Here is a 25,366-nt window from a genome sequence, read left to right on the forward strand (position 1 = left end):
GTCGTTCGATATACTGAACGCTGTCTCTGATGCTGAATGACCACGAGACTATTTCCCGCCGAACGAAGGGGTCAAGGGCGATGCCGGCAGGCGACACAGGCAGCGGATCACAGGTCAAGTCCGCCGTGCGGACCGTGGAACTGCTGGAGTACTTCGCCGGCCGGCCCGGCATGCACTCCCTGGCCGCGGTCCAGGAGGCCGTGGGCTATCCCAAGTCCAGTCTGTACATGCTGCTGCGCACCCTGGTCGAGCTGGGCTGGGTGGAGACCGACGCGACCGGCACGCGGTACGGCATCGGGGTGCGCGCCCTGCTGGTCGGCACCTCCTACATCGACGGCGACGAGGTGGTCGCGGCCGCCCGCCCCACCCTGGACCGGCTCTCCGACGACACCACCGAGACCATCCACCTCGCCCGGCTGGACGGCACCAACGTCGTCTACCTGGCCACCCGCCAGTCGCAGCACTACCTGCGGCCGTTCACCCGCGTCGGCCGCCGGCTGCCCGCCCACTCCACCTCGCTCGGCAAGGCGCTGCTGAGCACGTACTCGGACGAGCAGGTGCGCAAGATGCTCCCCGAGACGCTGCCCGCGCTGACCGAGCACACCCTCACCGACCGCGAGAAGCTCATCGAGGAGCTGCACCAGATCCGCGAGCAGGGCTTCGCCGTGGACCGCGAGGAGAACACACTGGGCCTGCGCTGCTTCGGCGTGGCCATCCCGTACCGCACCCCGGCCCGGGACGCGATCAGCTGCTCGATCCCGGTGGCGCGCCTGACGCCCGCGCACGAGCAGGTGGTGAAGGATGCCCTCTTCGACGCCCGTGACCGCCTGACGCTCGCCACCCGGAGGCTCTGAACCATGCACATCGTCCTGCGCGAGGTCCACGACAGCGACCTGCCGGTGTTCTTCCGCCTGCTCAACGACCCCGAGGCGCTGCGGATGGCCGCCTTCACCCCGAAGGACCCGGCCGACGCGGACGCCTTCGCCGCCCACTGGGCGCGGCTGCGGGCCTCCCGCGACGTGCAGCGCACGATCCTGGCCGACGGGGACGTGGTCGGCAGCGCCGCGGTGTACGGCGAGCCCGGTGAGCGCGAGGTCACCTACTGGGTGGACCGCGCCCACTGGGGCCGCGGCGTGGCGACCGCCGCCCTGCGCGCCCTGCTGGCCGAGTTCCCCGAACGCCCCCTGTACGCACGGGCCGCGGCGGACAACGCCGCCTCCCGCCGGGTCCTGGAGAAGTGCGGCTTCCTCCAGACCGCCACCGCCCGCGGCTACGCGCAGGCGCGCGGCGAGGAGATCGACGAGGTCGTCCTGACCCTGCGCGACTGACCCCGGGCGGCGCCCTCGCCCTGCCCCGCGTCCCGCCGGTTTCCTGAGCGTCCGATGAGAAAAGGGCCGGACCGGAACGATTCGTCCCCTCCCGTTCGTCGTCCTGACCGGGATGAACGCGATGAACGGGATGAACAAGACGATCAGGCGGGCGGCCGTCTTCACGCTGCTGCTGGTGTTCGCGCTGCTGGTCAGGGCGACCTGGGTGCAGTTCTACGAAGGCAGGGCGCTCGCGGACGACAAGGACAACCGGCGCGGGGCGATCGCGACGTACGCGCAGCCGCTGGGGAACATCGTCGTGGGCGGCAGAGCCGTGACCGGGTCCGCGCGGACCACGAGCGGTGACCTCGCCTACCGGCGGACCTACGAGGACGGCAAGCTGTACGCGGCCGTCACGGGCTACAGCTCGCAGGTCTACGGCACGACCCAGCTGGAGGGCGTCTACAAGGACCTGCTGAACGGCTCCGACAGCCGGCTGCGCGACCCGCTGGACACCCTCACCGGCAAGCGGGCCGCGCCCGGGGACGTGGTCACGACGATCGACCCCGAGGTGCAGAAGGCCGGTTACCGGGCGCTCGGCGACAAGAAGGGCGCGGCCGTGGCGATCGACCCGGCCACCGGGCGGATCCTGGCGGTGGTCTCCACACCGTCGTACGACCCCTCCGTGCTCAGCACCGGCGACAGCGCCGCCTGGAAGAAGCTGACCGAGGACCCGGACAAGCCGATGACGAACCGGGCGCTGCGCCAGCCGCTGCCGCCGGGCTCGACGTTCAAGCTGGTCGTCGCGGCGGCGGCGCTGGAGGACGGGCGCTACGCCTCGGTGGACACCCCCACCGACAGCCCCGACCCGTACCGGCTGCCGGGCACCACCCGGGACCTGGCCAACGAGAACCCGTCCGCGCCCTGCGAGAACGCCACGCTGCGCACCGCGCTGCGCTACTCGTGCAACAACGTCTTCGCCAAGCTGGCCGTCGACCTCGGGCAGGACAAGGTGCGGGCGATGGCCGACCGGTTCGGCTTCGACGACAGCGCGCAGGACGTGCCCGTACGGGCCTATCCGAGTGTGTACCCGTCCGGGATGGACAAGGCGCAGACCGCGCTGAGCGGCATCGGGCAGTTCGATGTGACGGCCACTCCGCTCCAGATGGCCATGGTGTCGGCAGCTATAGCCAACGGCGGCACTCTCGTCTCACCGCACATGGTGTCGCGCACTACGGACGGCAACGGCAATGTGGTGCGGGACTATGACGACCATCCGGACAGCAAGCGGATCGTCAGCGCCGCCACCGCCGCCCAGCTGCAATCGGCCATGCGCACGGTGGTCGAGCAGGGCACCGGCACCAACGCGCGCGTCGACGGGGTCACGGTGGGCGGCAAGACGGGCACCGCGCAGCACGGCGAGAACAACAGCCAGGTGCCGTACGCCTGGTTCACCTCGTTCGGCACCTCGCAGCGCACCGGCAAGCAGATCGCGGTCGCGGTGCTGGTCGAGCAGTCGGACGCGGCCCGCTCCGAGGTCAGCGGCAACGGTCTCGCGGCGCCGGTGGCCCGCGCCATGACCGAGGCCGCGCTGAAGTGAGCCCCGCCCGGGGTGCCGCCGGGCACCCCGGACGGTGGCCCGTCCGTCCCTACGCGACGTAGTACGTCGGGTTGGGCAGCTTGTAGGTGCGGTCCGCGTAGCCGCCCTCCAGGTCGGAGTACTGGTCGCCGAAGTTGCCGACGATGTCGTACCCGAGGCTCTCGATGTGCTTGCGGGTGCCCGCCTTGAACTGCACGGTGGTGCACTTCCAGGCGCCCGGCGCCGCACAGTCGCGCAGATAGGCGGGCGGGTTGGCGGCGTCCTTGAGGAACATGTGCCCGGCGTCCAGGTTCACATCGGCGCCGACCTTCTTCAGGTTCTGCACGGCGGCGGTGCGCTGGGCCTCGCTCAGACCGGAGTTGTAGAAGACGGCCACGCCCTTCTTCGCGGCGTAGCGCACCAGGTCCGGGCTGCCGAAGACCTCCGGCCGGTCGGCCTTGTCGACGTAGGCGGCCCAGGTGGTGCCGTTGTAGCCGTAGTTGTTCTTCTTCTCGTAGTCCAGGCTGAGCAGCAGCGTGTCGTCGATGTCGAAGACGACGGCCGGCTTCTTGCCCCGGTGGCCGTGGTGCTGCGCCGCGCGCGCCGCCTTGTCGATCTGCCGCTTGGCGGCGGCGTCGACGCGCGCCAGGTCCTTGGCGTACTGGCTGTCGGGGGACGCCTGGTACACGCCGTCCGCGTCGAGCGTGGTGCCGTAGTAGGTGTCGATGTCCTTGGTGAGCAGGCCGATGTTGTACGGCTCACGGGTGGAGTTGGCGGTGGACTGCCCGGCGGTGGCCGCTCCGGCACCGTAGACGACGGTGGCGGTGAGGGCGCAGGTGGCGGCGATCGCCGCGAGACGCAGTGGCTTATTCATGACAGGTTTCTACGCGCGTCACCCCGGCGAGCGCGAGCACCGTTGCCCGATCGATACCTACCGGTTCCGCGCGAGCGGGCCGCTCGCCGCCGCGCGGACGCCGTCCCGGGGTCCGCGCGGCGGCGGCCGGCGCCGGGTCAGGACCCGGGACGCCAGTCCGGGTCGCGCCCGCTCAGGCCCACCGCGCGGTCCAGCAGCGGGGCCCGGCCCGGGACGGGCACGACGGGTCCGAAGATGCCGCTGCCCTCCTCCGGGCTGCCGTCGGCCGCCGCGCACAGGAAGCCGAACGCCGCCCGCAGCGCGGCCGGATCCGGCTCGTAGGGGCGCCCGGTGGCGCGTGCCAGGTCCCAGCCGTGGACGACGAGTTCGTCCGCGGCGACGGCACCGGCGACCTCGCCGGGCAGGTCGACGCCGCCCGCCCGGGTCATGCCGGTCCAGGCGGCCGGATCGCGCCAGACCTCGGCCAGTTCGCCCAGGGCCCGGGGCAGTTCCTCGCGCCAGCCGGGTCCGACGTCGGGCCGGGTGCTGTCCGGGCGGGTGTCGGTCCCCGGGCCCAGCTCCTTGCGGCCCGCGTCACGGAAGGCGGCGGACAGGCCCAGCAGATGGCCCAGCAGATGGCGGACGGCCAGGTCGGGGCAGGGCGTCGGGGCGGCGAGCTGGTCGTCGCGCACGTCCAGGGCGAGCCGTGCCACGATGCGGGCCTGCGGGCCGAGGTCGAGAGGGGTGCCGGTCGTCATCGTCTGCTCCTGGGATCGCGTGGGGCGTCTCTCCTGGAGGCAGACCGCCCGGAGCGCCGGAACTCATCGGTGCCCGGCCGGGCGGCGCCGCCCCGTTCACAGCGCGGCGAGCCCGGCCGCGACCGCCTCCAGGTCGGCGTCCGAGGCCAGGCCCGCGTGGTAGAGGCGCAGCTCGGTGGCGCCGAGGCTGCGGGCGCGTGCGGCGTCCCGGGCCAGCGCGGCGGGACGGCCGCCCAGGCCGGAGACGACGGTGAGGTTGGCGGCCAGGACGGTGCCCGCGCGGGCGTGCCGCGCGAAGGGCGCGAGCCGGTCCGGTCCCTGGGTGCAGGGCACGACCACGCCGTCCGCGACGGACAGGACGTGCGCGGGGTCGGTACCGGCGTCGGCGCCGCAGTGGTAGGACACCGGGTCGGCGTGCAGCAGCACCCGGAAGCCCTCGGGGGCGGCCGCGCGGACCGCGGCGACGGCCTCCTCCTGGAGGGTGCGCGCGGTCGTCTCGCGCCACGCGCGCGTGGAGCCCGCCTCCCCGGCGCCGAGCAGCCGCTCCACCGCGGGCCAGCCGCCCCCGGAGGGCGCCCCCCGCCACACCGGCTCCAGCGCGCCGCGCACGGCGTGCGCCAGCGCGTCGGCGTCCAGGCCCCGCGCGCCGTAGCCGGTGCGGCACGCCGGGCAGAAGCACAGGGACATCAGGTACTGCCCGGCGTCGCCGAGCGCGACCCCGGCGGTCTTGTCGTGGGCGTGCAGATGGGCGAACCCGTACCAGCCGAGGGACTCCAGTTCGGTGCCGCGCGCGCCGGGCCGTACGGCGGCCTCGGCGGCCAGGTCCACCAGGTACGCGCGCGTGGCGGGCTGGGCGACGCAGGGCGCCCACGGGTAGCGGTCGCCGTAGGCGTTGACGACGGAGGTCTCCGGGTGTTCGGCGCCCAGCCGGGAGTTGTGCGCGAGGACCACCCAGGTGTGCACCTCAAGGCCCGCGGCGGCCAGCGCCCCGGCGGCCTCGCCGTACGCGTCCCCGGGCGCCCAGTCACCGGCCGGGTGGGGGCGCGGGGTCCGTTCCCGCCAGTGGCCGCCGGGCGGGTAGAGGACGGCCGCGTACTCGGCGGTGACCACGCGGTGGCGCGGGTGGCGGGGGGTCAGCGCGCGGGTGGAGTGGTAGGCGGCGGCGAGGGTCGCCGCCCGCACGCCGAGGGCGGCGGTGCGCTCGGGGGCCGCCGGGTCGCCGTTGACGTCCCAGGGGTAGAGGAACGCCGACGCCTTCACTCGGCCCCCTCGGTGAGCGCGCGGCCGCGTTCGACCAGCCGGGCCAGCCGCTCGATGTGCTCGGGGGCCGGTTCGTGCAGCGGCGGCCGTACGCCGCCCACGTCCAGTCCGCGCAGCCGCACCCCGGCCTTGACCAGGGAGACGGCATATCCGGCGCCCTGCGCGCGCAGTTCGACGAAGGGGCGGTAGAAGCCGTCCAGCAGACGGTGCGCGGTGGTGTCGTCACCCTCGCGCAGCGCCCGGTGGAAGGCGAGGGCGATCTCGGGGACGAAGCAGAAGACGGCGGAGGAGTAGAGGGTGACGCCGATGCCCCGGTAGGCGAGCTGGGTCTGTTCGGCGGTGGGCAGTCCGTTGAAGCAGAGGAAGCCGTCCAGGCCCTCGGTGCGGAGGGCGCTGACGACGCGCTGCATGAGGTCGAGGTCGCCGAGGCCGTCCTTGAGGCCGATGACGCCGTCCGTGCGGGCGAGCGCGACGGCGGTCCGCGGGGTGAGGACGGCGTTGTCGCGCTGGTAGACGATGACGGGCAGGGCGGTCGCCGCGGCCAGCTCGCGGTAGTGCCGCAGCAGTCCCTCCTGTCCGGCGACGACGAGGTACGGCGGCATCGCGAGCAGTCCGTCCGCGCCCGCGGCCTCGGCGAGCCGGGCGTACCGCACGGCGAGCGCGGTGCCGTAGCCGGTGCCCGCCACGACCGGGACGCGTCCGCCGGCCGCCTCGACGGCCGCGCGGACGCAGGTCCCGAACTCCTCGGGCGTGAGCGCGTGGAACTCGCCGGTGCCGCAGCAGGCGAAGACGGCGGCGGCCCCGGCCTCGACGCCGCGGCGCACATGGGCGCGGTAGACGTCGAGGTCGAGGGCGCCGTCGGGGCCGTAGGCGGTGACGGGGAAGAACAGCGGCCCGCTGGGGATGCTGAGGCGCTCGGCGAGGGGGACTGACGTCACGGGCTCTCCCTGGGGCAGGCGGGCAGGGACGGACAAGAGAACAGGCAGACAGTCACTCATGTTTCTGACTGACGTCCATATGCATGAACGCGTCCACGCTAAGTGGCCTCCCTGCGGCCGGTCAAGCGCCCCCACCCGCGAGCGACCAGGGATCCCGCCCCGGCACGGCACCCTTGACGCCGCCCGCCCGCGCTCCCTAGCGTGATCATGCATGTGAATCCGGTCCACGCATACGGCTGAGCCCGCATACGGCTGACTCCGCATACGGCTGACCGTCGCGCACGCCCGACGCAAGGAGTCCACGGATGCCCGCTCCCCGCACCGTTCTGCTCACCGGCGCCGCCGGCGGACTCGGCACCCTGATGCGGGAGCTGCTGCCCCCGTACGGCTACGCGCTGCGCCTGTTCGACATGCGGCCGGTCGAGGGCGCCCCGGACGCCGTCACCGCCGACCTCGCCGACCGGGCGGCCCTGCGCGAGGCGGTCCGCGGTGTCGACGCGATCATCCACCTGGCGGGCATCTCCCTGGAAGCCCCGTTCGAGAAGATCCTCAGGGCCAACATCGAGGGGACGTACCACCTCTACGAGGCCGCGCGCGAGGAGGGCGTCGGGCGGATCGTCTTCGCCTCCTCCAACCACGCGGTCGGCCGCACGCTCGTGCCGCGCGAGGGCGATCCGCTGATCCCGGTCGGCACGCCGCGCCGCCCCGACACCTTCTACGGCCTGTCCAAGTCGTTCGGCGAGGACCTCGCCCAGCTCTACTGGGACCGGCACGGCCTGGAGACCGTCTCGGTGCGCATCGGCTCCTGCTTCCCCGAGCCGACCAGTGTGCGCATGCTCTCGATCTGGCTGAGTCCCGCCGACGCCGCGCGCCTCTTCCACGCCGCCCTCACCGCCGAGCACGTGGGCCACACCGTCGTCCACGGCTCCTCCGCCAACACCCGCCTGTGGTGGGACCTGTCGGGCGCGCGGGCGCTCGGCTACGACCCCCGGGACGACTCGGAGCCGTACGCCGCGAAGCTCGTCGCCGAGCAGGGCGGACTCGACCCGGACGAGCCGGCCCACGCCTTCCTCGGCGGCCACTTCGTCACCGACCCGCCGATCTGGCCGTACTGACGGCGCCGCGGCCGTCCGCCGCACGGCGCGGAACCACCCCCGCACACGGCGGGCGGGCACCGAACGGGCCCGCCCGCCGCGCCATGCGGGCATCCGCCGTGCCCGGTCCCACCGGGCGCCGGACAGCCGCCCAGGTCCGCGACGGACACACACCCCGGCAAACGGGCGCACCCGGGCATCATCGGACCGGCAACAGACCTGGTCAGCACCGCACACCGGCTGTACAACTGTGCCCCGAGGGCCGCACCGGGCCCGAACGGGCAACACACCAGGAGGGCAGGTACCGGCCATGGGCGCGCGGACGGCGGAGGAACGGCAGCGGGAGATCGTGCGGGCCGCCCGTGCCGACGGCCAGGTCGACGTCACCGCGCTGGCCGGCACGCTGGGCGTGGCCAAGGAGACCATCCGCCGCGATCTGCGCGCCCTGGAGGACCACGGGCTGGTCCGCCGCACCCACGGCGGGGCCTATCCGGTGGAGAGCGCCGGCTTCGAGACGACCCTCGCCGTCCGCGCCACCACCCATGTGCCCGAGAAGCGCCGGATCGCCGCGGCGGCGGCCGAACTGCTCGGGGACGCCGAGACGGTCTTCGTGGACGAGGGCTTCACCCCGCAGCTGATCGCCGAGGCCCTGCCCGTGGACCGGCCGCTGACCGTGGTGACCGCCTCCCTTCCGGTCGCCGGGGCCCTCGCCGGGGCGGCGAACGTCTCGGTACTGCTGCTCGGCGGCCGGGTGCGCGCGGGCACGCTGGCCACCGTCGACCACTGGACGACGAAGATGCTCGCCGGATTCGTCGTCGACCTCGCCTACATCGGCGCCAACGGCATCTCGCGCGAACACGGCCTGACCACGCCCGACCCGGCGGTCAGCGAGGTCAAGTCGCAGGCGATGCGGGCCGCGCGGCGCACGGTGCTCGCCGGGGTGCACACCAAGTTCGGCGCGGTCAGCTTCTGCCGGTTCGCCGAGGTCGGCGCGCTGGAGGCGATCGTGACCAGCACCCTGCTCCCGGCCGCCGAGGCCCACCGCTACGCCCTGCTGGGCCCGCAGGTCATCCGGGTCTGAACCACCCCGCCCGTACGGCGGCCCCCGCCGCGCGGACCGGCACACCCCGCACCACCCCTTATGTCCCGCTATCCCCCTGTACCTAGTACCTCTGCACTTCCCACTCCCCATGCCCCTCCCTCCCCAATGTTCAGGAGCGATCCATGCGAACCCAGAGCCGACGGCGGCCACCGCGAGCGACACTCGCCCTGGCCGCCGCAGGGACGCTGCTCGCCCCGCTGCTCTCCGGCTGCTGGGTCGGGGCGGGCGGGGCCGGTTCGGGCGGCGACTCGATCAATGTGCTGATGGTCAACAACCCGCAGATGACGGAGTTGCAGAAGCTCACCGCCGCGCACTTCACCAAGGAGACCGGCATCAAGGTGAACTTCACCGTGCTGCCGGAGAACGACGTCCGCGACAAGATCAGCCAGGACTTCGCCAACCAGGCGGGCCAGTACGACGTGGCCACCCTGTCCAACTACGAGATCCCGATCTACGCCCGCAACGGCTGGCTGCACCCGGTGGACTCCTATGTCGCCCGGGACCCGGGCTTCGACCAGCAGGACGTACTGGCCCCGATGCGCCAGTCCCTCACCGCCGACGACGGCAAGCTCTACGGCGAGCCCTTCTACGGCGAGTCGTCCTTCCTCATGTACCGCAAGGACGTCTTCGCGGCCAAGGGCCTGACCATGCCCGCCCACCCCACCTGGCGGCAGGTCGCCGACCTGGCCGCGAAGGCGGACGGCGCCCGGCCCGGCATGAAGGGCGTCTGCCTGCGCGGACTGCCCGGCTGGGGCGAGCTGATGGCGCCGCTCACCACGGTCGTCAACACCTTCGGCGGCACCTGGTTCGACCAGGACTGGAAGGCGCACCTGGACTCCCCCGAGTTCACCGGGGCGACGAAGTTCTATGTCGACCTGGTACGGCAGCACGGCGAGTCCGGCGCCGCCCAGTCCGGCTTCGCCGAATGCCTCAACAACATGACCCAGGGCAAGGTCGCCATGTGGTACGACGCCACCAGCGCGGCCGGCCTGCTGGAGGCCGAGGACTCCCCCGTCAAGGGCAAGGTCGGCTACGCCCCCGCGCCGGTGGAGAAGACCGCGTCCTCCGGCTGGCTCTACACCTGGGCCTGGGGCATCCAGAAGGCGTCCCGCAACCCGGACAAGGCGTGGAAGTTCGTCTCCTGGGCCTCCGGCAAGGGGTACGAGCGGCTGGTCGGCGAGACGAGCGGCTGGTCGAACGTCCCGGCGGGCAAGCGCGCCTCCACCTACCGGATCCCCGCCTACCGCGCGGAGGCCGCCGCCTTCCAGGAGCGGACCAAGGACGCGATCGCGAACGCCCGCCCCAACGACCCGGGCGTCCAGCCCCGGCCCGCGCCCGGCATCCAGTTCGTCGACATCCCCGAGTTCACCGACCTCGGCACCAAGGTCTCCCAGGAGATCAGCGCGGCCGTCGCCGGACGCCAGTCGGTCGAGTCCGCCCTCGCGAAGGCCCAGCGGCTCGCCGAGAAGATCTCCAAGGAGTACGAGGGACGATGACCGCCACGACCACGGCCCCCGTGGCCGCCACCCAGCCGCTCACGGGCCGCCGGACCTCACCCCGGCTGCGCGCCTGGGCCACCCGCGCCCCGCTGCTGCCCGCCCTCGTCTTCATGATCGCCGTGACCCAGCTGCCGTTCGTGGCCACGCTGGTGATCTCCTTCTTCGACTGGAACGCCCTCTATCCCAAGGCCCGCCGCTTCACCGGGCTCGACAACTACCAGCAGGTGCTCACCGACGCGGACCTGCGCCACTCGGTGTGGACGACCGTGCTGCTGACCGTGGGGGTGGTGCTGGCCAGCCTGGTCCTCGGCCTCGCCCTCGCCCTGCTGCTGGACCGCCGCTTCCCCGGCCGGGGCGCCGTGCGCACCCTGCTGATCGCGCCGTTCCTGGTGGTGCCGGTCGCCGCCGCCCTGCTGTGGAAGCACGTCCTCTACAACCCGGAGTACGGCCTGCTCAACGGCCTGCTGCACTACGTGGGCGGCCCGCAGCCCGACTGGATCTCGAACACCCCGCTGCTCGCCGTCGAGGCCTCGCTGGTGTGGCAGTGGACGCCGTTCATGATGCTGATCCTGCTGGCCGGGCTCCAGAGCCGCGACCAGCAGCAGATCGAGGCCGCCCGGGTCGACGGGGCCGGCGACTGGCAGATCTTCGTCCATCTGACCCTGCCGCACCTGCGCCGCTACCTCGAACTCGGCGCGCTGCTCGGCTCGATCTACATCGTGCAGAACTTCGACGCGGTGTTCACCCTCACCTCCGGGGGCCTGGGCACCGCCAACCTGCCCTACACCGTCTACCAGAGCTTCTACCAGGCCCACGAGAACGGACTGGCCTCCGCCGCCGGTGTCCTGGTCGTCATCGGCTCGATCCTCATCGCGACCTTCGCCCTGCGCGTGGTCTCGTCCCTGTTCCGCGAGGAGGTGTCCCGCGCATGAACGCCCTCAAGCGCAACGGTCTCGGCCTCGTGGCCTGGCTCGCCGGGATCGTGTTCTTCCTGCCCATCGCCTGGATGGCGCTGACGTCCTTCCACTCCGAGTCGGACGCGGCGACCAACCCGCCGTCCTTCGCCGCCTCCCTGACCCTGGACGGCTACCGCGAGTTCTTCGGCAGCGGCGGCGGGGCCAGCCCCTGGCCCGCGCTGGCCAACTCGGCGGTCGCCTCGGTGGCCTCGACGCTGCTCGTCCTCGTCCTGTCCCTGCCGGCGGCGTACGCGCTGTCGATCCGGCCGGTGCGCAAGTGGACGGACGTGCTGTTCTTCTTCCTGTCCACCAAGATGCTCCCGGCGGTGGCGGGCCTGCTGCCGATCTACCTGTTCGCCAAGAACACCGGGATGCTGGACAACATCTGGCTGCTGGTCATCCTCTACACCTCGATGAACCTGCCGATCGCGGTGTGGATGATGCAGTCCTTCCTCGCCGAGGTGCCGGTCGCCGTCATCGAGGCGGCCCGGGTCGACGGGGCCCGGCTGCCCACGATCCTGGCCCGGGTGGTGGCCCCCATCGCCGTCCCCGGGATCGCGGCCACCGCGCTGATCTGCTTCATCTTCAGCTGGAACGAGCTGCTCTTCGCCCGGGTCCTGACCGGCGTGGTCGCCGAGACCGCCCCCGTCTTCCTGACCGGCTTCATCACCAGCCAGGGCCTGTTCCTGGCGAAGGTGTGCGCCGCGTCGCTCGTCATCTCCCTGCCGGTGCTCGCCGCGGGGTTCGCCGCCCAGGACAAACTGGTCCAGGGCCTGTCGTTGGGAGCCGTGAAATGAAGGCCGCCGTCATCGAGTCCGTGGGCCGCGCCGTCGTCACCGAGGTCCCCGACCCGACGCCAGGGCCGCGCGAGGTCGTCGTGGAGGTCGCCGCGTGCGGGCTGTGCGGCACCGATCTGCACATCCTCCAGGGCGAGTTCGCGCCCAAGCTGCCGATCGTGCCGGGCCACGAGTTCGCCGGCCGGGTGGTCGCCGTGGGCACCGGTGTCACCGAGGTCGCCGAGGGCGACCGGGTGGCGGTGGACCCCTCGCTGTACTGCTACGAGTGCCGACAGTGCCGTACCGGCCACAACAACCTGTGCGAGCGCTGGGCCGCCATCGGCGTCACCACCGCGGGCGGCGCCGCCCGCTACGCCCTGGCGCCGGTCGCGAACTGCGTGAAGCTGCCCGACCATGTGCGCACCGAGGACGCCGCGCTGATCGAGCCGCTGTCCTGCGCGGTGCGCGGCTACGACGTCCTCCGGTCCCGGCTGGGCGCCCATGTGCTGATCTACGGCTCCGGGACGATGGGCCTGATGATGCTGGAGCTGGCCAAGCGCACCGGCGCGGCGAGCGTCGACGTGGTCGACCTGAACCCGGCCCGCCTGGAGACGGCGCGCGGCCTCGGCGTCTCGGCGTCCGCCGCGAACGCGGACGAGCTGGACCGCCCCGAGGGCTGGGACCTGGTCATCGACGCCACCGGCAACGCGGCGGCCATCCAGGACGGCCTGGACCGGGTCGCCAAGGCGGGCACGTTCCTCCAGTTCGGCGTGGCCGACTACGCCACCCGCGTGCAGATCGACCCGTACCGCATCTACAACCAGGAGATCACCATCACGGGCTCCATGGCGGTCCTGCACAGCTACGAGCGCGCGGCGGAACTGTTCGCGGGGGGCGTCCTGGACCCGGACGTCTTCATCAGCGACCGCCTGCCGCTGGACAGCTACCCGCAGGCGCTGGAGCAGTTCGCGGCGGGCGTCGGCCGCAAGATCGTGGTCGTGCCCTGACCCGAGCCCGGGGATCGTGAACCCGGGGATCGTGAACCCGGGGATCGTGAGCCCGGGGGATCGTACGGGGCATGCGGGGGGCGGGGCGGGCGGAAATCCGCTGGGACCGTCCGCCCCGCCGCCGTACGATCCCCCGCATGCCCCGACCCCACGGCTTCGCCTGTGCCACCGACGGCGACGGCACCGTCCGCATCACCCACCACGACCGCGCGGCGGCCACCCTCAGGGGTCCGCGCGCCGCCCGCTTCCTCGCCGAGGTCGCCGCGGGCGATCCCCAGCTCGTCATGGCCCGCTGGACCGGCAACTACCGGCGCGGCACCGAGCGCACCGCGCGCGAGCACCCTCGCAACCGCCGCTGACCTGCACAGACGATGACCAGGCAGCCGTGGACGCACCCGAATGGAGGGTAAGGGAACGGTAAAGCGCCCTCGCTCGTTACACCCGGCATGACAGCTATGACCCCCGGCTCGAACATCCCCCTGCCCACCGCCCGCGTCACGGTGGACGTGGCCGCTCCGGTGCGGCTGGACGTTTCGGGCCTGCTGCTCACCGCCGACGGCAAGGTGCGCTCGGACGACGACTTCATCTTCTACAACCAGCCCTCCGGTCCGGGCGTCACCCACCGCTCGGGCGGCGGCGGCGCGCCGGACGCGATCACCGTCGACACCTCCGCCGTGCCGCCGGGCATCGAGAAGATCGTGGTCACCGCCAGCCCGGACGCCGCCGGGCAGACCTTCCAGGGCATCGAGCCCACGGCCACCCTGCGCGACGCGGACAGCGGCGCCGCGCTGGCCACGTTCACCCCGCCCCGGCTGGGCACCGAGACGGCCCTGGTCGTCATGGAGATCTATCTGCGCGCCGGCCAGTGGAAGGCACGGGCCGTCGGCCAGGGGTACGCCGACGGGCTCGCGGGCATCGCGACCGACTTCGGCGTCAGCGTCGAGGAACCGGCGTCCGCACCGGCGGCGCCCGTCGCACCGGCCGCGGCCCCGCCGCAGCCCCACACCCCGCCGCAGCCGATGGCCCCGCCGCCGCCCGCCCCGCCCGCGCCGCCCGCCCCCGGCGCCGGGAAGGTCAATCTGGACAAGGGCCGCGTCAGCCTCCAGAAGAACCAGACGGTGTCCCTGGTCAAGGGCGGCCGCCCGCTGCTGTCCCAGGTGAAGATGGGTCTCGGCTGGGAGCCCGCGTTCCGGGGCGCGGACATCGACCTGGACGCCTCCGTCATCGCCTACGGCCCGCAGCGCAACCACATCGACAGCTGCTACTTCGGCAAGCTGTCCATCCTGGGCGGCGCGGTGAAGCACTCCGGCGACAACCTCACCGGCGAGGGCGCGGGCGACGACGAGGTCATCGTGGTGGACCTCGGACGTCTCCCCCAGGAGGTCACCGGCCTGGTCTTCACGGTCAACTCCTTCTCCGGCCAGAAGTTCACCGAGGTCGCCAAGGCGTACTGCCGCCTGCTGGACGCCGCCACCGGCGAGGAGCTGGTCCGCTTCGACCTCACCAACGCCGAGGCCCAGACCGGCGTGATGATGGCCAAGCTGGTCCGGCAGTTCTCCGGCGAGTGGGACATGACCGCCATGGGCGACTTCGTCAAGGCCCGCACGGTACGGAACATGGTGAAGCCGGCGGCCCAGGCGCTGTAGCGGCACCCTCCGTCAGGGCGTCCCGGCACCGGGCGGTGCCGGGACGCCCGGGCGCCCGGGACCGGCCACCGGCCACGCCCGCCCCGCGCCCGGCTCCCCCGCGGCCACGGACCCTCACGACGCCCGCAGGCCCTCCAGCAGCAGCGTCAGATAGCGGCGCAGGTGCGCGCCCTGCCCGTCCGCCAGCTCCGCGGCCGTCGCCACGCCGTGCGCCAGCCGCAGCAGTTCGACCGGTTCCAGGTCCGCCCGCAGCGTGCCCGCGCGCCGGGCGGCCTCCACCAGACGGGCCGCGGCGCCCATGAGCGACGTACCACAGACGGTGACCGCCGTCGTGCTGCCGTCCGTGACCGCCGAGCCCAGCAGCGCCTTCAGCCCGCGCGCCTCGATCGTCCAGGCGCACAGCTCGTACAGCCACTGCGACAGCGCCTCGCCCGGCGCCAGCCGCTCCGCCAGCTCGTCCGCGCGCGCGGCGATCGCCTCGACCCGGCCGACGAAGGCCGCCTCCAGCAGCGCCTGCCGGTTCGGGAAGTGCCGGTACAGCGTCCCGGAACCGACCCCGGCCCGCTTGGCGATGTCATCGAGCGAGGCGTTCTCGCCGTGCTCGGTGAAGGCCCGGAGGGCCACCTCCAGCAGCCGTTCGTAGTTCCGCCGGGCGTCCGCCCGCATGGGTCTGACCTGCGCCATCCGCATACTCCTCGGGGACCGGAGGCCGTCTCCAGAATGTACCGGAGCCGGAGCGGGCACCTCCCCGCCCGCCCTCTCCCGGCCCCCCAGGTCCCGCCCGGCCACGTCCCGCAGGCGCTCAGCCCCCGTGCGCGGAGCGCGCCTTGAAGGCCGCCTTGCGGGCCTCCTTGGCGATCTTCTTGTCCGGGTGCAGCCGGCCCATGGCCTCCAGGACGTCGGCGGTGTGCGGATGGTCCACCCGCCAGGCCGCGGCGAAGAACCCGCTGTGCTGCTCGGCGAGCCCCTGCACCAGCGCGAGCAGCTCCTCCGAGTCGCCCTCGGCGGCCAGTTGCGCCGCCACCGTGTCGATGGTGAGCCAGAAGACCATGTCCTGGGAGGGCGGCGGTACGTCGGGCAGGCCCCGCTCGGTCAGCCAGACCCGGGCCAGACCGCCCAGTTCGGCGTCGCCGAGCACCTCGCGCAGCGCCGGTTCGGCCACCACGCCCACCAGGGACAGGGCCTGCTGGCAGCGCAGCCGGCGCAGCGGGCCCCCGGCGTCAGCGCCGCGGGCCGCGGCGAGCAGTTCACGGGCGGCGGCCAGCGGTTCGCGGCGGGCGAGCCACTGCTCGGTCTCGGCGTGCGCGGCCGGGGGCGGGAAGACGGCGGTGCCGTCCAGCAGCGCGTCGGCGCCCTTGTCCGCGAGGTCACCGACGGCCGGGGCGTCGTGCCCGGCCTCCAGCAGCCGCGCCCGGACGCCGTACAGGCCGAGCGGGGTGAGCCGGACCATGCCGTAGCGGGCGACGTCCACGTCGTCGTCGGACCCCGGCGCCGAGGCGGCGGGCCTGCCGCCGTCCGTGCCGGACTCGGCGTCCTCCAGCAGGGCTTCGTCCACCGGCCGGTGGTCGACGAGCCCGATCGGCTCCAGCAGCCGGAACTGGTCGTCCAGCCGCATCATGGCGTCGGAGACCTGCTCCAGTATGTCGTCGGTGGGCTCGCCCATGTCGCTGGGCACGATCATGGAGGCGGCGAGCGCGGGCAGCGGCACCGGCCCGGCGCCCGGCCCGCTCTCGCCGACGGTCAGCAGATACAGATTGGCCAGCACCCCGTCCAGGAACTCCGCCTCGGCCTGCGGGTCCCAGTCGAGGGCGGAGAGGTCGACGGCGCCGCCCTCGTCCATGGCGTCGATCAGGCCGTCCAGGTCGGGCACGCTCGCGTCGGCCAGGACGGCGTCCAGCGCGGTCAGCCAGAGCGTGAGCACGTCGTGCGGCGAGCCGCCGGTGAGCCGCCGCAGCTCCGCGCCCGCCGCGACGGTGCCCTCCTCCTCGTCGGTGATCTCGACGAGTCCGGTGTCGACGGCCATCCGCCATGCCTCGCTCGCCGAGGCCGCCGCGTCGTCGCCGCTCAGCCCCAGCTCCCCGGCGGCGGCGGGCAGTTGCTCGGGCAGCAGCGCGCCGCCCGCGTCGACCCGGGTGGCGGGAGAGGCCCAGCGGGCCAGCCGGGCGGCCCGGGACAGCAGCGGAGCGGCGAGGGCGTCCCGGGCCAGCTCCGGTTCGGAAGCCAGCCGCACCGGCGGCAGCGGGGACGTGTCTGACATCGGCGGGTTCTCCTAGGACCTGATGGACCGGGGGTTGCGCACCCCGGACCGGTGAAGCCTGACGACTCGACCGCTCAGCCTAGACGGATTTCCACCCATGCCGCCCGGTTCATCTCCCCGACGCTCTTCGTACATGGCCGAAACCTTGACAACGCCCCTGGCTCCGCAGGAGATTGACGCGCGTAGACATTCGGGGGACAACTGTCCACCGAGCGCGCTGCGTGCCACGGCCGCCCCGGTCGCGGCATCCTGTTCCCCGCTCCACCCTCGTCCCGGCGCTTCTGTACGTCCCCGGAGGGATTCCGTTGCCGAGCAAGTCTTCCGCCCGTCTCGCCGCGCTGACCGTCGCCGCCGTGTGCTCCGCGGCGGCGGTCACCCAGATGATCGTGCTCCCCGCGCCCGCACACGCGGACTCCGTGCGCATCCATGACATCCAGGGCACCACCCGGATCTCCCCGTACGCCGGCCGGCAGGTCTCCGACGTGGCCGGAATCGTCACCGGGGTGCGCACCTACGGCGCCTCGAAGGGGTTCTGGATGCAGGACCCGCACCCCGACGCCGACCCGGCCACCAGTGAGGGCGTCTTCGTCTTCACCAGCTCCGCCCCGAAGGCCGCCGTCGGCGACTCCGTCACGGTCACCGGCACCGTCTCCGAGTACGTGCCCGGCGGCACCTCCTCGGGCAACCAGTCGATCACCGAGATCACCAAGCCGGCCGTCACCGTGCTCTCCTCCGGCAACGCCGTCCCGGCCCCGGTCGTCGTCGACGCGAAGTCGGTCCCGGCCGCCTACACCCCGGCAGGCGACAGCGCGGCCAACGGCTCGATCGACGCCCTGCCGCTGCGCCCGAAGCGCTACGCCCTGGACTACTACGAGTCCCTGGAGGGCATGAACGTCCAGGTCAAGGACGTCCGCGTGGTCACCGCCAGCGACCCGTACACCGAGCTGTGGGTCACGGTGAAGCCGCACGAGAACGCCAACAGGCGCGGCGGCACGGTGTACGGCTCCTACACCTCGCAGAACACCGGCCGGCTCCAGATCCAGTCGCTCGGCGCCACCGCCGACTTCCCGGTGGCGGACGTCGGCGACACCCTGCGCGGCACCACCGCCGGGCCGCTGGACTACACCCAGTACGGCGGCTACACCCTGGTGGCCAACCGCATCGGCGCCCTGGAGAGCGGCGGCCTGCGCCGCGAGAGCACCCGCAAGCAGTCCCGCGACGAGCTGGCCGTGGCCACCTACAACGTGGAGAACCTGGACCCGTCCGACACCACCTTCGCGGCGCACGCCTCCGCGATCGTGAACAACCTCCGCTCGCCCGACATCGTGTCCCTGGAGGAGATCCAGGACGACAACGGCGCCACCGACGACGGCACCGTCACCGCGGGCGTGACGATGGCCAAGCTGATCGACGCCATCGTCGCGGCGGGCGGCCCGCGCTACGAGTGGCGCTCCATCGACCCGGTCAACGACCAGGACGGCGGCGAACCGGGCGGCAACATCCGCCAGGCGTTCCTGTTCAACCCGGCCCGGGTCTCCTTCACCGACCGCCCCGGCGGCGGCTCCACCACCGCCGTGGGCGTCACCCGGGTGCACGGCAGGGCCGCCCTGACCTCCTCGCCGGGCCGGATCGACCCGGCGAGCGAGGCGTGGAAGTCCAGCCGCAAGCCGCTGGCCGGCGAGTTCGTCTTCCACGGCCGTACGGTCCTCGTGATCGCCAACCACTTCGCCTCCAAGGGCGGCGACCAGGGTCTGACGTCCAAGTACCAGCCGCCGGTGCGCAGTTCGGAGACGCAGCGCCACCTCCAGGCGACCGAGGTGAACTCCTTCGTCAAGGACATCCTGAAGGTCCAGCGCGACGCGGACGTGATCGCCCTCGGCGACATCAACGACTTCGAGTTCTCCGGCACCGCGCAGATCCTGGAGGGCCGCGGCGAGCTGTGGTCGGCGATCAAGTCGCTGCCCAGGAGCGAGCGGTACACCTACGACTACCAGGGCAACACGCAGGTCCTGGACCAGATCCTGGTCAGCCCCTCGATCCGGCACGGCCGCTTCGCGTACGACAGCGTGCACATCAACTCGGAGTTCCACGACCAGATCAGCGACCACGACCCGCAGGTGCTGCGCTTCCGCCCGTAGGCCGTGCCATGGCGCACGGCCCCGGTCCCGTGCCCGCCCGTCAGCCGTCAGCCGTCGGGGGGCAGGAGCCGGGCGTCGGGCGTCAGGCGGGTACGAGACCGAGCGCGTGCTCGTACCGGCTCACCGTGCTGCTCCGGACGCCGGGCCAGGTCTGCACGCGCTTCCACTGCGCGGTCGCCGACCCGACGCCGTCGCCCGGGGCGGCGAGCGCCGCGCGGTGGGCTTCCGCGCTCTCCCACTCGGCGTAGTTCAGCACCCGCCGGCCGTCGGTGCTCAGATGGAAGTGGGCGGCGATCCCGCCGGGGCGTGGCGCGGGGTCGCTCTCCAGGGCCTCGAGGACGGCGTCGACCCAGGCCCGCTGCCGGTCCGGGTCGGGCCCGTCGAACTCGACGTCGACGACCACGAGGCAGCCGGGCACCCGGCGGTCCCGCCCCGCGGGGCCGCCGCGGGCGGCGCTCCGGTGGTGCCGGAACCGGCCGAGCCCGACCCGCTCGATCCCGGGCACGGCGACGTCGATCTCGTCGACCCGCTCCTGCCGTCGGGTCCGTACGAACGCCTCGAACTCCTGCTCGCTCGCCCACTGCGAGTGGTGCAGCAGCGTGGTGCCGTCCTCGCCCGTGTAGACGTGGTAGGAGATCAGCCCGTCCGCGGGCCAGGGACGGCGCTGCCAGGTCCCGGCGATCGCCTCGACCGTCGCCCGCTGCCGCTGCGGCGTGCCCACCCGCCAGGTGCTGAAGAGCGGCGAGCCCACGCGCGGATCGGTGAGATCGGGGTGGTCGTCGGTGCGCAGGGTCGTACGCGGTACGGAACTCATCGGGGCCTCCGGTGATCGGCTGTCTGAGCGACACGATCACTCTCCGACCTCAACCAAGATTGAGGTCAAGCCCTGTCCGTGAGCCCGACGGGAGCCCGGCAGGAGCCCGGCGGGGGGCCTCTCCGGTCGGGCCCCGGCGCGGGGCGTCCGGGGGCGCGGTCGTCCCCTGTCGGCCGTACGCGCCGGGGCCAGCGGTTCAGCAGTGCGCGCGGCGCCGGTTGAGCAGCAGCCCCACCGCCAGGACCGCCGCTCCGGCCGCGCCCGCGAACAGCAGGGGGCGGGCGTTGCGGCGGACGGTCCGCACGGCGCTGTCCAGCGGCTGCCCGAGGGCGTCCGGTGCGTTGCGGGCCGTGAGCGCCGCCCGGTCCTGGGCGCGGTGTCCGACGTGGGCGGCGCCGCTGCGCAGCTGCACCGTCATCGCCCCGGCCCGGTCGCGCAGATCGGCCGCGCGGGCCTTGGTGCGGCCCTTCACATCGGCCTTGGCCGCCAGTTCCTCGACGGTGTCGCCGAGCCGGGTCCTGGTCCGCTCGATCTGCGCGCGCAGCTCGTCGGGCCCCTTGGCGCCGGGCGCCGTCGCGGCCTTGTCCGTCCCGTGCCTGCTGTCGGTCATCGGTGGTGTGCCCTTTCCTTGATCTCCTCGACATCCGCCCGGACACTGCCCAGTGCCCGCTGCGGCGTGGGCGGTCCGGCGCGGCGCAGCTGGGCGCGGCCGGTGAGGGCCAGCAGGCCCGCCAGCGCGAACAGCACGCCGGTCACGATGAGTGCCGCGGCCCACACGGGCAGCACCAGGCTGAGCGCGGCGACGCCCGTACCGGCGAGTGCGAACACGCCGACGTAGGCGAGGGCGCCCGCGGCCCCGAGGAGGCCGCCGCCGCGCCCCATGCGCCGACCCTTCGCGGTCAGTTCCTCCTTGGCGAGGGCCACTTCCTGCCGGGCGAGCAGGGAAAGCTGTTCGGTGGCGTCGTGCACCAGCTCGCCCACCGAGCGGTCGCCCGCCGGAGCGTGCTCCGCGTGCACTGGTCTGGCATCGATGGTCCCGGTCACGGTGGACCGCCTCCTCTCGGTCGGAGGCCCGGGTACCCCGCGTCGCCCGCGCTACCCCTGGCCCGCGCCGCCGGGTCCGCGCTCGCCCAGCAGCGCCAGCCGGGTCTGGAACCAGTCGAGCCGGGCCTGCAACAGGGCCGCCTCCGCGACGAGTTCGGGCATCCCCGGCACAGCCTGGCTGCCCGGCCCGCCCGCTGCCGGAGCGGACTCCGCGCCCGCCGGACCCGGGAGGACCTCCGCGCCGGGGGCGGCCACGACGCGCAGCCCGTCCCCGGCGAGCCGCGCGAAGGCGGCGAACGTCACGGGCGTACGCCCGCGCACACAGCCCGCGCAGGTGGCGGCCAGGGCGCTGCGGCCGGGCCGGCCCCAGCCCGCGTCGGCCAGCGCGAGGGCGGGCGCGCCGCACGCGCAGGGCCCGACCGTCATCGTGCGCACCCGCTGGCGGGCCGAGCGGTAGCCGCGTTCGAAACGGATGTAGGCGCCGAGCACCGAGACCTCCAGAAGGACGGCGGCCCGGTGCTCCGTGATGCACAACAGGGCCTCGGCGGCGGCGCGTTCGCGCACGCAGTGGAAGCCGCAGTCGCACCGGCGCGCGGGCGGCCGGTGCCGCCGGCCGTAGACGCAGCCGGCGTCCGCGACGACGCCGTACGGCAGCGCGCCGCCGAGCGACACTCCGGTGAACCCGGCCCGGCTGCCGTCCTGCCACAGCACCGGGTGGGCGATCTTGTATCCGGTCGGCGGCTCCGCCGGGTGCTCCGTCGGCAGCCGCAGCCTCATCGGGCGGCCGGGACCTCTTCGGCGACGGGGTTCTCTTCGGCGGAGACGGTGTCCTGCCGCTCCTCCAGGAGCGGTACGGGCCGTCCGGGCCGTACGAGGGTCTCCGCCTCCTCCGGCCGCGGCTGCCGCCGCTCCTCGGCGAATCCGGTGGCCAGTGCCTTTCCGAGCTTCATGACGCCTCCCATGAGCTGCCGGTCGGTGACCTCATGCCCATGGTGACCCATGACGGGCGACTTTGGACAGACCGCCCACGATTGAAGCATCACTTATCAATATGGCGTAGAAGAATTAAGTGGTGCTGTACGTTCGGGTTGCCGAGACTACCCCCATGACGACCACGCACCCCGCATCCGCCCCCACGCCCCCGCTGGGCCGCGCCCTGTGCGCGATGATCACGCCCTTCACCCCGTCGGGAGCGCTCGACCTGGACGGCGCCGCGCGCCTGGCCGACCACCTGGTGCGCGAGGGGTGCGACGGCCTCGTGCTGAACGGCACCACCGGCGAGTCGCCGACCACCACCGACACCGAGAAGGCCGAACTGGTCCGGGCCGTCCGGGACGCGGTCGGGGACCGCGTCCGGCTCGTCGCGGGCGTGGGCACCGCCGACACCCGGCACACCACCGAGCTGGCCCTGGCCGCGGAGAAGGCCGGCGCCGACGCGGTGCTCGTGGTGGCGCCGTACTACAGCAGGCCGCCGCAGGACGCCGTCGAGGCCCACTTCCGCACCGTCGCGGACACCTGCGGGCTGCCCGTCGTGCTGTACGACATCCCCGCCCGCACCGGCACCCGCATCGAGACGGACACGCTGCTGCGCCTGGCGGAGCACCCGCGGATCACGGCGGTCAAGGACTGCTCCTACGACCTCCTCGGCGTCCAGAAGCTGCTGGCCCGCACCGATCTCGCCGTCTACGCGGGCTGCGACGAGCACAACCTCGCCCTGTACGCGGTCGGCGGCGCCGGATACATCAGCACGGTCGCCAACGCGGTCCCCGGGCGGCTGCGCGCCGTCCTGGACGCGTTCGACGCGGGCGACACCGCGGGAGCGGCCCGCGCCCAGCAGCGGGCCACACACCTCATCGAGCTGACGACGTCCTCCGGTCTGCCCGGCGCGGTCACCGCGAAGGCCCTGCTCAGCGCGCTCGGCCTGCCCGCGGGCCCGGTCCGCGCCCCACTGCTGCCCGCCTCCGAGGAAACCACGGCCGCCCTGCTGACGGCACACGAAGACCTGACCGCCCCCGCACTCTGCCCCGCACGCTGACCGGGTGAGCGGCCCTCTTGCTGTCCCTCGACGTCGACGGCCCGCTCACCCCCTGACCGCCCCGAAACGCGGCGAGGCACCGCTCCCCGGACGGGAAGGGTGCCTCGCCGTGGCCGCCGTGGCCGCAATGGCTGCCGGGCGGTCAGTTGTGGCTGTGCAGCACGTCGTTGAGGCCGCCCCAGACCGCGTTGTTCGGGCGGGCCTCGACGGCGCCGGTGACCGAGTTGCGGCGGAAGAGGATGTTCGAGGCGCCGGAGAGCTCGCGGGCCTTGACGATCTGTCCGTCGGGCATGCTGACCCGGGTGCCCGCGGTGACGTAGAGGCCGGCCTCCACGACGCACTCGTCGCCGAGCGCGATGCCCACGCCCGCCTCGGCGCCGATCAGGCAGCGCTCGCCGATGGAGATGATCACGTTGCCGCCGCCGGAGAGCGTGCCCATGGTGGAGGCGCCGCCGCCGATGTCCGAGCCGTCGCCGACCACGACACCGGCGGAGATGCGGCCCTCGACCATGGAGGTGCCCAGGGTGCCCGCGTTGAAGTTCACGAAGCCCTCGTGCATCACGGTGGTGCCCTCGGCCAGGTGCGCGCCGAGGCGGACCCGGTCGGCGTCGGCGATCCGGACGCCCTTGGGGGCCACGTAGTCCGTCATGCGCGGGAACTTGTCGATGGAGGTCACCTGGAGGTGCAGGCCCTCGGCGCGCGCGTTGAGGCGCACCTTCTCCACGTCGTCCACGGCGACCGGGCCGAGCGAGGTCCAGGCGACGTTGGCGAGGTGGCCGAAGATGCCGTCCAGGCTCACGCCGTGCGGCTTGACCAGGCGGTGGGAGAGCAGGTGCAGCCGCAGATAGGCGTCGTGCGCGTCGAGCGGCTTGTCGTCGAGCGAGGCGATGACCGTGCGGACCGCGACCACCTCGACGCCCCGGCGGGTGTCCGGCCCGGTCGCCGCGGTCGCGCCGGCGCCGAGCAGTTCGGCGGCGCGCTCGGCGGACAGCCGCTCGGTACCGGCCGGGCCGGGCTCCGCCGTCAGCTCGGGAGCGGGGAACCAGGTGTCGAGGACGGTGCCGTCGGCGGCGATCGTGGCGAGTCCGGCGGCCACGGCGCCGGTGGTGCGGGGAGCAGTCTCGGTCATGGGGAAAACCTAACGTGGGGCGGGGTGCGGGAGCGAACCGTGTCTCACGTGCCGGGCGGCTTCGGTGGGATCAGCCGGGCCAGCGTCCCGCAGGCGTACTCCTCGTCGTAGGAACCACCGGTCAGCAGTACCTGGAGGCAGATGCCGTCCACCACGGCCACCAGGGCGCGGGCGGTGACCGGGTCGGTGTGCCGGGCCAGCAGGGCGGCGAGGCCGTCGGCCCACTCGGCGGCGACCGGACGCAGGGCCGGGCGGCGCAGCGCGGCCAGATACAGCTCGTACTCCAGCTCGACCCCGGTGCGGTCCCCGGCCAGCCACTCCCCCATCGCGGCGGCGAGTTCCCGGGCCACGTCGGGGTGCGGGCCGCTCAGGGCGCCGCGCGCGGCGACGGCCTCGGCGAAGCTCTCGTCGGCCTGGCGCAGCGCGGCCACCAGCAGATCGTCGAGGGTGGCGAAGTGGTACGTGGTCGAGCCGAGTGGCACGTCGGCCTCGGCGGCGACCGTACGGTGGCTGAGCCCCGCGATGCCCTTCGCCCCCACGACCCGGATCGCCGCGTCGATGATCCGCTGCCGCCGGCCGGGATCGTGCCGCCGGGCCATCAGTGCGCGCCGCCCAGATTGAGCACCACCACACCGACGATGATCAGCGCGACCCCGGCGGCCTTGGTGAGCGTCATGCCCTCGCCCAGGAAGGCGACGCCGATGGCGGCGATGGCCGCGGTCCCGATGCCGGACCAGATGGCGTACGCCGTACCGACGTTCAGCGTCTTGAGCGTCTGGGCGAGCAGCCCGAAGGAGATCAGATAGCCGAGCGCGGTCAGCACCGAGGGCCCCAGCCTGCTGAACCCCTCGCTGTACTTCATGGCGGTGGTGCCGGCGACCTCGGCGGCTATGGCTCCGGCAAGGAACAGGTATCCCATGTGTACGAGCGTACACATCGTTTTGTGCAGCTTCTAAGGGCTGTCCCGTAAAAGGTCTCCGGGGGACGGCGGTGCGCTACCCCATGACCGCGCGAGCCGCGTCCAGAAACGCCAGCCGGTTGTCCTCCAGGTAGTCCCGCACGCTTTCACCGTCGGGCAGGCCTTCCCATACCGTCCGGTTGAGGTCGAGGAAGTACGCGCGGGCCGCGTCGTGCACCGGCAGAGGGAACTGGATGCGGATGAGCCGCTCCGCAA

At 73.3% G+C, this 25,366-nt stretch carries 27 protein-coding genes; 13 read left to right on the top strand and 14 right to left on the bottom strand.

Features of this window, described 5'->3' with window-relative positions; translation table 11 throughout:
* Positions 1-80: 80 nt before the first annotated feature.
* The 3 genes from ACWDYF_RS33455 to ACWDYF_RS33465 all read left to right on the top strand — a co-directional run bounded on the left by ACWDYF_RS33455 (position 81) and on the right by ACWDYF_RS33465 (position 2,907).
* Positions 81-854 carry an IclR family transcriptional regulator gene (locus ACWDYF_RS33455; protein ID WP_381743869.1) on the top strand — a complete coding sequence of 258 codons (774 nt, stop codon included), beginning with the start codon at positions 81-83 and terminating at the stop codon, positions 852-854.
* Between the two features lie 3 nt (positions 855-857).
* The gene (locus ACWDYF_RS33460; RefSeq protein WP_389473032.1) at positions 858-1,328 is read left to right on the top strand and encodes a GNAT family N-acetyltransferase; all 471 of its coding nucleotides are present in this window, start codon (positions 858-860) and stop codon (positions 1,326-1,328) included.
* Between the two features lie 130 nt (positions 1,329-1,458).
* Positions 1,459-2,907 (top strand): peptidoglycan D,D-transpeptidase FtsI family protein, encoded by a 1,449-nt coding sequence (locus ACWDYF_RS33465; protein WP_389473137.1) that lies wholly within the window; start codon positions 1,459-1,461, stop codon positions 2,905-2,907.
* A 49-nt stretch (positions 2,908-2,956) separates the two neighbouring features.
* On the opposite strand, the gene ACWDYF_RS33470 is transcribed toward ACWDYF_RS33465, so the two are convergent.
* The 4 genes from ACWDYF_RS33470 to ACWDYF_RS33485 form a co-directional block, all read right to left on the bottom strand.
* Entirely contained in the window at positions 2,957-3,760 is an 804-nt protein-coding gene (locus ACWDYF_RS33470; RefSeq protein ID WP_389473028.1) for an HAD family acid phosphatase, read from the bottom strand.
* A gap of 137 nt (positions 3,761-3,897) precedes the next feature.
* Positions 3,898-4,497, bottom strand: coding sequence for a TIGR03086 family metal-binding protein (locus tag ACWDYF_RS33475; RefSeq protein WP_389473023.1), 600 nt, complete (start codon positions 4,495-4,497; stop codon positions 3,898-3,900).
* 96 nt (positions 4,498-4,593) lie between these two features.
* Positions 4,594-5,757, bottom strand: coding sequence for a hypothetical protein (locus ACWDYF_RS33480; protein ID WP_389473020.1), 1,164 nt, complete (start codon positions 5,755-5,757; stop codon positions 4,594-4,596).
* A complete protein-coding gene (locus ACWDYF_RS33485) occupies positions 5,754-6,695 on the bottom strand; it encodes a 5-dehydro-4-deoxyglucarate dehydratase (protein WP_389473017.1) in 942 nt (313 codons plus the stop codon). The genes ACWDYF_RS33480 and ACWDYF_RS33485 overlap by 4 nt, the downstream gene beginning before the upstream one ends.
* Positions 6,696-7,000: 305 nt before the next feature.
* On the opposite strand from ACWDYF_RS33485, the gene ACWDYF_RS33490 reads away from it, so the two are divergent.
* The 8 genes from ACWDYF_RS33490 (at position 7,001) to ACWDYF_RS33525 (ending at position 14,775) form a co-directional block, all read left to right on the top strand.
* Positions 7,001-7,810 carry an NAD-dependent epimerase/dehydratase family protein gene (locus tag ACWDYF_RS33490; RefSeq protein ID WP_389473015.1) on the top strand — a complete coding sequence of 270 codons (810 nt, stop codon included), beginning with the start codon at positions 7,001-7,003 and terminating at the stop codon, positions 7,808-7,810.
* A 289-nt stretch (positions 7,811-8,099) separates the two neighbouring features.
* Entirely contained in the window at positions 8,100-8,870 is a 771-nt protein-coding gene (locus tag ACWDYF_RS33495) for a DeoR/GlpR family DNA-binding transcription regulator (RefSeq protein WP_018567652.1), read from the top strand.
* 143 nt (positions 8,871-9,013) lie between these two features.
* Entirely contained in the window at positions 9,014-10,387 is a 1,374-nt protein-coding gene (locus ACWDYF_RS33500; RefSeq protein ID WP_381743863.1) for an ABC transporter substrate-binding protein, read from the top strand.
* Positions 10,384-11,322, top strand: coding sequence for a carbohydrate ABC transporter permease (locus ACWDYF_RS33505; protein ID WP_018567650.1), 939 nt, complete (start codon positions 10,384-10,386; stop codon positions 11,320-11,322). Before ACWDYF_RS33500 ends, ACWDYF_RS33505 begins: the two co-directional genes overlap by 4 nt.
* Positions 11,319-12,143, top strand: a complete 825-nt coding sequence (locus ACWDYF_RS33510; RefSeq protein ID WP_018567649.1) for a carbohydrate ABC transporter permease — start codon at positions 11,319-11,321, stop codon at positions 12,141-12,143. Before ACWDYF_RS33505 ends, ACWDYF_RS33510 begins: the two co-directional genes overlap by 4 nt.
* Positions 12,140-13,129, top strand: coding sequence for a zinc-dependent alcohol dehydrogenase family protein (locus ACWDYF_RS33515; RefSeq protein WP_018567648.1), 990 nt, complete (start codon positions 12,140-12,142; stop codon positions 13,127-13,129). Before ACWDYF_RS33510 ends, ACWDYF_RS33515 begins: the two co-directional genes overlap by 4 nt.
* A gap of 137 nt (positions 13,130-13,266) precedes the next feature.
* Positions 13,267-13,488, top strand: a complete 222-nt coding sequence (locus ACWDYF_RS33520) for a hypothetical protein (RefSeq protein WP_389473009.1) — start codon at positions 13,267-13,269, stop codon at positions 13,486-13,488.
* A 96-nt stretch (positions 13,489-13,584) separates the two neighbouring features.
* Positions 13,585-14,775, top strand: a complete 1,191-nt coding sequence (locus tag ACWDYF_RS33525) for a TerD family protein (protein ID WP_389473135.1) — start codon at positions 13,585-13,587, stop codon at positions 14,773-14,775.
* A gap of 114 nt (positions 14,776-14,889) precedes the next feature.
* Here ACWDYF_RS33525 and ACWDYF_RS33530 read toward each other — a convergent pair whose 3' ends face one another.
* Positions 14,890-15,459: a TetR/AcrR family transcriptional regulator gene (locus ACWDYF_RS33530; protein ID WP_381743861.1), complete on the bottom strand. Its 570-nt coding sequence runs from the start codon at positions 15,457-15,459 to the stop codon at positions 14,890-14,892.
* 118 nt (positions 15,460-15,577) lie between these two features.
* Positions 15,578-17,032: a hypothetical protein gene (locus ACWDYF_RS33535; protein WP_389473007.1), complete on the bottom strand. Its 1,455-nt coding sequence runs from the start codon at positions 17,030-17,032 to the stop codon at positions 15,578-15,580.
* A gap of 305 nt (positions 17,033-17,337) precedes the next feature.
* Between ACWDYF_RS33535 and ACWDYF_RS33540 the strand changes: the two genes are divergently transcribed.
* The gene (locus ACWDYF_RS33540) at positions 17,338-19,170 is read left to right on the top strand and encodes an endonuclease/exonuclease/phosphatase family protein (RefSeq protein ID WP_381743859.1); all 1,833 of its coding nucleotides are present in this window, start codon (positions 17,338-17,340) and stop codon (positions 19,168-19,170) included.
* An 82-nt stretch (positions 19,171-19,252) separates the two neighbouring features.
* On the opposite strand, the gene ACWDYF_RS33545 is transcribed toward ACWDYF_RS33540, so the two are convergent.
* From ACWDYF_RS33545 to ACWDYF_RS33565, 5 genes are all read right to left on the bottom strand, one after another.
* Positions 19,253-19,984 carry an antibiotic biosynthesis monooxygenase gene (locus tag ACWDYF_RS33545; protein WP_389473004.1) on the bottom strand — a complete coding sequence of 244 codons (732 nt, stop codon included), beginning with the start codon at positions 19,982-19,984 and terminating at the stop codon, positions 19,253-19,255.
* A 196-nt stretch (positions 19,985-20,180) separates the two neighbouring features.
* Positions 20,181-20,594, bottom strand: a complete 414-nt coding sequence (locus tag ACWDYF_RS33550) for a DUF3618 domain-containing protein (protein WP_389473001.1) — start codon at positions 20,592-20,594, stop codon at positions 20,181-20,183.
* On the bottom strand, positions 20,591-21,028 hold the full coding sequence (locus ACWDYF_RS33555; RefSeq protein ID WP_026252508.1) for a phage holin family protein: 438 nt from the start codon (positions 21,026-21,028) through the stop codon (positions 20,591-20,593). Before ACWDYF_RS33555 ends, ACWDYF_RS33550 begins: the two co-directional genes overlap by 4 nt.
* A 51-nt stretch (positions 21,029-21,079) precedes the next feature.
* Entirely contained in the window at positions 21,080-21,805 is a 726-nt protein-coding gene (locus ACWDYF_RS33560) for a hypothetical protein (protein ID WP_381743857.1), read from the bottom strand.
* On the bottom strand, positions 21,802-21,978 hold the full coding sequence (locus ACWDYF_RS33565; RefSeq protein WP_389472998.1) for a hypothetical protein: 177 nt from the start codon (positions 21,976-21,978) through the stop codon (positions 21,802-21,804). The genes ACWDYF_RS33560 and ACWDYF_RS33565 overlap by 4 nt, the downstream gene beginning before the upstream one ends.
* A gap of 155 nt (positions 21,979-22,133) precedes the next feature.
* On the opposite strand from ACWDYF_RS33565, the gene dapA reads away from it, so the two are divergent.
* A complete protein-coding gene (dapA, locus tag ACWDYF_RS33570; protein ID WP_389472995.1) occupies positions 22,134-23,063 on the top strand; it encodes a 4-hydroxy-tetrahydrodipicolinate synthase in 930 nt (309 codons plus the stop codon).
* A gap of 142 nt (positions 23,064-23,205) precedes the next feature.
* Here dapA and dapD read toward each other — a convergent pair whose 3' ends face one another.
* From dapD to ACWDYF_RS33585, 3 genes are read right to left on the bottom strand one after another with little or no spacing between them, the layout of a single operon-like run.
* Positions 23,206-24,192 (bottom strand): 2,3,4,5-tetrahydropyridine-2,6-dicarboxylate N-succinyltransferase, encoded by a 987-nt coding sequence (gene dapD / locus ACWDYF_RS33575; protein ID WP_018567636.1) that lies wholly within the window; start codon positions 24,190-24,192, stop codon positions 23,206-23,208.
* Between the two features lie 44 nt (positions 24,193-24,236).
* On the bottom strand, positions 24,237-24,791 hold the full coding sequence (locus tag ACWDYF_RS33580; protein ID WP_381743854.1) for a TetR/AcrR family transcriptional regulator: 555 nt from the start codon (positions 24,789-24,791) through the stop codon (positions 24,237-24,239).
* The gene (locus ACWDYF_RS33585) at positions 24,791-25,111 is read right to left on the bottom strand and encodes a DMT family transporter (protein ID WP_018567634.1); all 321 of its coding nucleotides are present in this window, start codon (positions 25,109-25,111) and stop codon (positions 24,791-24,793) included. Before ACWDYF_RS33585 ends, ACWDYF_RS33580 begins: the two co-directional genes overlap by 1 nt.
* Positions 25,112-25,366 lie beyond the last annotated feature (255 nt).

This window comes from Streptomyces sp. NPDC003284, from assembly GCF_053589675.1.